The sequence below is a fragment of the Candidatus Thioglobus sp. genome (assembly GCF_028599055.1).
Lineage (GTDB): Bacteria > Pseudomonadota > Gammaproteobacteria > PS1 > Pseudothioglobaceae > Thioglobus_A.
This window is the reverse complement of sequence record NZ_JAQRMS010000071.1, coordinates 1-6229: the sequence shown is the minus strand read 5'-3', so window position 1 is coordinate 6229 and position 6229 is coordinate 1. Positions and strand designations below refer to the sequence as shown.

At 41.3% G+C, this 6229-nt stretch carries 7 protein-coding genes; 2 read left to right on the top strand and 5 right to left on the bottom strand.

What is annotated here, in order from left to right:
* The 4 genes from PSN35_RS05485 to PSN35_RS05470 form a co-directional block, all read right to left on the bottom strand.
* A partial coding sequence (locus PSN35_RS05485; RefSeq protein ID WP_300030587.1) for a peptide chain release factor 3 occupies window positions 1-1538 on the bottom strand: 1538 nt, incomplete at its 3' end.
* Between the two features lies 1 nt (window position 1539).
* The gene (locus PSN35_RS05480) at window positions 1540-1992 is read right to left on the bottom strand and encodes a dCMP deaminase family protein (protein WP_300030583.1); all 453 of its coding nucleotides are present in this window, start codon (window positions 1990-1992) and stop codon (window positions 1540-1542) included.
* Entirely contained in the window at window positions 1993-3078 is a 1086-nt protein-coding gene (gene mraY / locus PSN35_RS05475) for a phospho-N-acetylmuramoyl-pentapeptide-transferase (protein WP_300030581.1), read from the bottom strand.
* A 6-nt stretch (window positions 3079-3084) separates the two neighbouring features.
* Entirely contained in the window at window positions 3085-4080 is a 996-nt protein-coding gene (locus PSN35_RS05470) for a peptidylprolyl isomerase (protein WP_300030578.1), read from the bottom strand.
* A gap of 110 nt (window positions 4081-4190) precedes the next feature.
* Here PSN35_RS05470 and PSN35_RS05465 point away from each other — a divergent pair, with 110 nt between their 5' ends.
* Window positions 4191-4424 (top strand): YfhL family 4Fe-4S dicluster ferredoxin, encoded by a 234-nt coding sequence (locus tag PSN35_RS05465; RefSeq protein WP_300030575.1) that lies wholly within the window; start codon window positions 4191-4193, stop codon window positions 4422-4424.
* 64 nt (window positions 4425-4488) lie between these two features.
* On the opposite strand, the gene PSN35_RS05460 is transcribed toward PSN35_RS05465, so the two are convergent.
* Window positions 4489-5604, bottom strand: coding sequence for an alanine--glyoxylate aminotransferase family protein (locus tag PSN35_RS05460; RefSeq protein ID WP_300030572.1), 1116 nt, complete (start codon window positions 5602-5604; stop codon window positions 4489-4491).
* Window positions 5605-5652: 48 nt separating this feature from the next.
* On the opposite strand from PSN35_RS05460, the gene PSN35_RS05455 reads away from it, so the two are divergent.
* On the top strand, window positions 5653-6229 hold a 577-nt coding region (locus PSN35_RS05455; protein WP_300030569.1), incomplete at its 3' end, for an FAD-binding protein.

The following is a 6229-nucleotide window of genomic DNA, read 5'->3' as shown; positions in this document are numbered from 1 at the left end:
TTCGGATGGCGTTCTTCAGTTAACTGTAGATTGACCATTGACGGCGCTAAGTAAGTCAGCATGCCGGCAGAGTCAATCGCCACGTTATTACCCGCTTTGGCTTTGAGTTGTTCAATATCTTTGTCACTTCCGGTGACCCAACGTGCTGTGGCAACCGCAATAGCTTCAAATTGACAATCAACACCGTATTCATACTTAAGGCGGTGAGCCACGACATCAAACTGCAAAATACCAACCGCACCTAAAATTTGCGAAGAATTAATAATTGGGCGAAAGACTTGGGTGGCGCCTTCTTCCGAAAGCTGATCCAGGCCTTTTTGCAAAGCTTTGGCTTTTAAAGGATCTTTAAGTTGGGCGCGACGAAACAATTCAGGTGCAAAGTTTGGAATGCCTTTAAATTCTAGCTTTTCACCTTGAGTGAATGTATCACCAATGGCAATACCGCCATGATTATGAATGCCGATAACATCGCCTGCATAGGCCACTTCAGCCGAACTACGTTCGCGCGACATAAAGGTAACCGCATTGGCAATTTTGATTTGTTTGCCAGTCGATACCTGTAAAACCTTCATGCCTTTTTTATACTCACCACTAACAATACGCATAAAGGCTAAGCGATCATGATGTTTAGGATCCATGTTGGCTTGAATTTTAAAAACAAAGCCGGTGAGTTTGGTTTCATCTGGCTTAACTTCGCGCACGTCAGATTCTCTGTTTTTTGGCGTTGGTGCATATTCAATAAAACCATCCAATAAATTTTGAATGCCAAAATTAGAAATAGCTGAGCCAAAGAAAACTGGGGTTTGCTTACCTGCGAGAAACGCCTCTAAATCAAATGGCGTGGTGGTTTCGGTAATCAGTTCAACCTCATCACGCATCTCGGTAGCAACATCAGCGCCCAGAATTTTATCCAGCTCTGGGTTGTTAACGCCATCAATGATAATGTTGTCACCAATTTCAGAGTTCTTGCCCGCTTCATAGAGGTAGACTTTATCTTCGAGTAAATGCACCACACCTTTGAAACGTTTACCCATGCCAATTGGCCAAGTTATGGGTGCACACTCAATATTAAGCACAGTCTCTACCTCATCCATAAGATCAATTGGCTCTTTACCTTCTCGATCAAGCTTGTTGATGAAGGTTAAGATGGGTGTGTCACGCAAGCGACATACTTCCATGAGTTTAATGGTGCGCATCTCAACACCTTTAGCAACGTCAATCACCATGAGTGCTGAATCAACCGCAGTTAAGGTACGATAGGTGTCTTCTGAGAAGTCTTCATGTCCTGGGGTATCAAGTAAGTTAATGACGTGATTGTCATAATCAAATTGCATGATAGAGGAGGTAATAGAAATACCTCTTTCTTTTTCCATTTCCATCCAGTCGGAAGTTGCATGCGCACTTGCTTTTCTTGCCTTAACGCTGCCAGCAGTTTTAATGGCACCGGCGTATAGCAATAGCTTTTCAGTGACCGTGGTTTTACCTGCGTCAGGGTGAGAGATAATCGCAAAGGTGCGACGTTTAGAAACTTCAGACATGTTAATTCTTGTTAGTAATAATTAATTCAACGCCAGCTTCATCGAACATGGCTTTAGATAATTGGACACTTTCATTCCAATTGTCTAATTCTTTGGATTTTTCCACCACCACTTTTTTAATGCCTACTTGAATAATACCTTTAGCACATTCAGAGCAAATGGGTAAGCCGTAAACATACAAAGTGGCGCCGTCTAATGAAGTGCCAGAGTAGGTGGCGTTGTAAATTGCATTCATTTCGGCGTGAACCACGAGTTTGTATTTGGTTTCGCGATGATGATAACGCTCACTAGAATCGCCAATGCCACGAGGAAAGCCGTTAAAACCTTGAGATAAAACTTCTTTCTTGCTACCAACGGTAACAGCGCCTACTTGGGTTGATGGGTCTTTTGACCAGGTGGCCACTTCGGCCGCCAAAGCTAAGTAGCGCTTATCCCATTTATCTAATGTATCCATTTAGCGTATTTTAATGGATGCTAGGCTGACCAATACTAAGATTAAGGTAACCATCCAAAAACGCACGATAATTTTTGGCTCTGAAATACCCTTCTTTTCAAAATGATGATGAATAGGCGCCATGAGAAAGAAGCGTTTTTTGGTGCGTTTGTAATAAGCCACTTGAATGATAACCGACACTGTTTCAGCAACAAACACACCACCCATAATGAATAGTAAGATTTCTTGACGAAGAAGAATAGCGATTACTGCCAAAATAGCACCAAGTGCTAATGAGCCCACGTCACCCATAAATATTTCGGCTGGATAGGTGTTAAACCATAAAAACCCTAAGCCAGCACCCATCAGTGCTGCACAAATAACGAACAGCTCACTGGTACCCGGCATGAACGGCATGTTGAGGTAGTTAGAGAAATTGTAATTACCACTGATGTAGGCAAATAAAGCCAGAGCGCCAGAGATTAAAATCACCGGCATGATGGCTAGTCCGTCTAAGCCATCAGTTAAGTTAACCGCGTTAGAGCTACCCACAATCACAAAATAGCTTAAAACTAAAAATCCCGCCACGCCCAAAGGTAACGTTACCTCCTTGACAAATGGAATAAGTAGCTCGGTTTGCAAAGGTGTATCGATACCGAATACAATCCAAAGGCCGATAATAATAGCGCCCATAGATTGACCCAACATTTTTTTGCGAGAACTAAGCCCATCAGAAGATTTGTGTTTGATTTTTAAGTAATCATCAATAAAGCCAATACCACCAAAGATAACGGCTGTGGCTAGTACAATCCACAAATATACATTAGACCAATCTGCCCAAACTAATGAGCTAACAATAAAGGCGAATAAAATCATGACACCACCCATAGTCGGTGTGCCTGATTTGGCTAAATGAGACTCAGGGCCGTCAGTTCTAATCACTTGTCCGATTTGATAGAGGTGCAATTTTTTAATAAAATAATGCCCAAGTGCCAGACTGATTAATAAGGCTGCTAACATGGCTAAAACTGCCCTTAAGGTTAAGTAATTTAAAACCTCAAAGCCTGAATCAAATTGCGTTAAAAAATTGATTAATTCTAAAAACATGGTTAATTACTCAATATCGTTAATTGACAACAATTCCAATTTAAAAATTAGAATGCTGTCGGTGGATAGCCCACCACGATCACTGTCGCCATAGATTTGATAATAAGGTGCAATCAGGGTGCGAATTTCACCGACGCCCATGGCTAATACCGCTGTGTCAATGATGCTAATAATGGTGCCAGATCCTGCTGCAAATGGTAAAGGTTCACCTGCTTCTCGCATGTTGGTGCCATCATCTAGGTCAATGGTTAAGTTAACTTTAACCAAATCTCCTTTGTTGGGTTTATTCTCATTACCGGGTTGATTGATTTCTATAAAGTGACCCTGTTCAGAAATATGCGCCCTGGGGTGGTTTGCCTCAACAAAAGCCTTGAGTTTGGCTTTTTTAGCCATTGTCTTGCGATCTTCCATGCTGGCATAATGTGCATTGGCTGTGTTAAATGCAGCTTCATCTGTTTTAAAATTGTTGGCTTTTTCACCCACTCGAATAATGTTTACTTTACGAATAAAGTCATCTTGTTTAATGCTGTTGACCACATCCATGCCTTCAATTACTTGACCAAAAACTGTGTGTTTTCCATCAAGCCAAGGTGTGGCGGTATGGGTGATAAAAAATTGAGAACCGTTTGTATTTGGGCCAGAATTGGCCATGGATAAAATGCCGCCACCGTGATGGCTTAAATCAGTAATTTCATCATTAAACTGATAGCCCGGGCCACCCGTGCCATTGCCTTTTGGATCGCCACCTTGGATCATAAAGTTGTCAATAACTCGGTGAAATTTTAAACCATTGTAAAAAGGCTTTCCAGTTTGAATGTTGGAGTGTTTAGTGCCTTCGGCTAAGCCAACGAAGTTGATGACGGTTAGTGGTGTTTTTTCATACTCAAGTTGAACAATGATGTCGCCTTGATTGGTATGTAGATTAGCATATAAGCCGTTGTCTAATTTAGCGTGAGCAGTAGAGAGAAAAAACAGCGTAAAAAGTGATAGAAAAAAGCGCATAGTAGTATCGAAAAAATTAATTATGATACCTCAAATCACAATAAAAATATGCTTAACAATACGGTAAAATACCACATATATTTTGAACTTTTACGAACTAGGAGAAAGCAATGTCTTTATTAATTACTGATGAATGCATTAACTGTGATGTGTGTGAGCCAGAGTGTCCGAATGATGCTATTTTTATGGGTGATGAAATCTATGAAATTGATGGTGATTTATGCACGGAATGTGTTGGTCATTTTGATGAGCCGCAGTGTGTAGAAGTTTGCCCGGTTGATTGCTGTTTGCCTGATAAAAATCGTGTGGAAACCGAAGAAGAGTTGTTGGCTAAATTAAAATAAGCATAAGTTAGACATAAAAAAAGGCGACCCTAAGGTCGCCTTTTTTGTTGTTAGGTGATTAGTGTTATTTCCCTAATACATTTTTAAGAGCAGCTAAGCATAATGCGATATTCTCTTTTCTAGAAGAGTGGCCCATTAAGCCAATACGCCAAACTTTGCCTGCATAAGCGCCTAAACCAGCACCAATTTCTAGGTTGTAATCATTAAGTAAAGTTGAACGCACTTGCGCATCGTCAACACCTTCAGGAATAAAGACAGAGTTTAATTGTGGCAGGCGATCAGCTTCATCAACTAAGAAATTAATGCCCATTGCTTCAAGGCCAGTTTTTAACTCTTCATGGTTTTTCTGATGACGAGCCCATGAGTTTTCAAGGCCTTCGTCAGTAATCATGACTAATGATTCGTGTAAGCCGTAAAGTGTATTAACAGGCGCTGTGTGGTGGTAAGTGCGTTTAGCACCTTCGCCCCAGTAGCCCATCACTAGGTTCAAATCTAAGAACCAAGAGGTTACCGGTGTTTTACGATTTTTTACTTTGGTTAATGCACGCTCGTTAAAGCTAACCGGTGAAATGCCCGGCATGGCTGATAAACACTTTTGTGTGCCTGAGTAAATGGCGTCAATTTCCCATTCGTCAACACGAAGCTCGCTACCAGCAAGAGAGGTTACTGCATCAACAATGGTAACGCAATCATGATTGTGTGCGATTTGACATAAAGTCTTGGCATCAGAGCTTGCACCGGTAGAAGTTTCAGCATGCACAAATGCTAGAATTTTTGCATCTGGATTATCTGCTAGCGCTTGTTCAACTTTGTCAGTTGATACTGCCACGCCCCAATCATCTTCAACAACAATAGCTTCACCACCAAAACGAGTGATATTTTCTTTCATACGCATGCCGAAAACACCATTGATACAAACAACCACTTTATCACCTGGCTCAACTAAGTTAGCAAAACAAGTTTCCATACCGGCAGAGCCTGGCGCTGAAACTGGCATGGTTAGCTCATTTTCAGTTTGGAAAATATACTTTAAACCTTCTTTGGTTTCGTTCATCATGCCAACAAAAGTTGGGTCAAGGTGGCCAATAGTAGGGCGCGCCATGGCTGATAAAATTCTAGGGTGAACATCAGAAGGGCCTGGACCCATTAAAGTTCTTACAGGTGGATTGAATGATTTCATAATCTTTTTGTGGTTAATCAATTTAAAGAAGCTATTATAATTGCTCGCATGTCAATTATTCAAGAATTATCTCACGTACTACCTAAGGGTATTGTACTCACGGGCGAGGAGAATACTCGCCCATTTGAGTGCGATGGCTTGAGTGTTTATCGTCAAAAGCCTTTGGCAGTTGTTCTGCCTGAAACCATCGAGCAGATCAAACAAGTACTAGAGATTTGCAAAGCAAACAATACGCCAGTAGTAACACGCGGCGCTGGTACAGGTTTGGCAGGTGGCGCAATGCCACTAGAAAAATCTATTGTTTTAGGCTTGTCAAAACTAAATCAAGTTAAGCGTATTGATGCGGATAAGCAATTAGCAGTTGTTGAGCCGGGGGTGAGAAATATCGCTATTAGTGAAGCTGTTGCTGGTTACGGGTTGTATTATGCACCTGATCCATCCAGTCAAATTGCATGTAGTATTGGCGGTAACGTGGCTGAAAATTCAGGCGGCGTGCATTGTTTGAAGTACGGTCTAACTGTGCACAATGTTGAATCGGTAAAAATTTTAACCATTGATGGTGAAGAATTAATATTATCAAGGAGTGACCAAGGGTTGGGATTATTAGCACTCATGAATGGCTCTG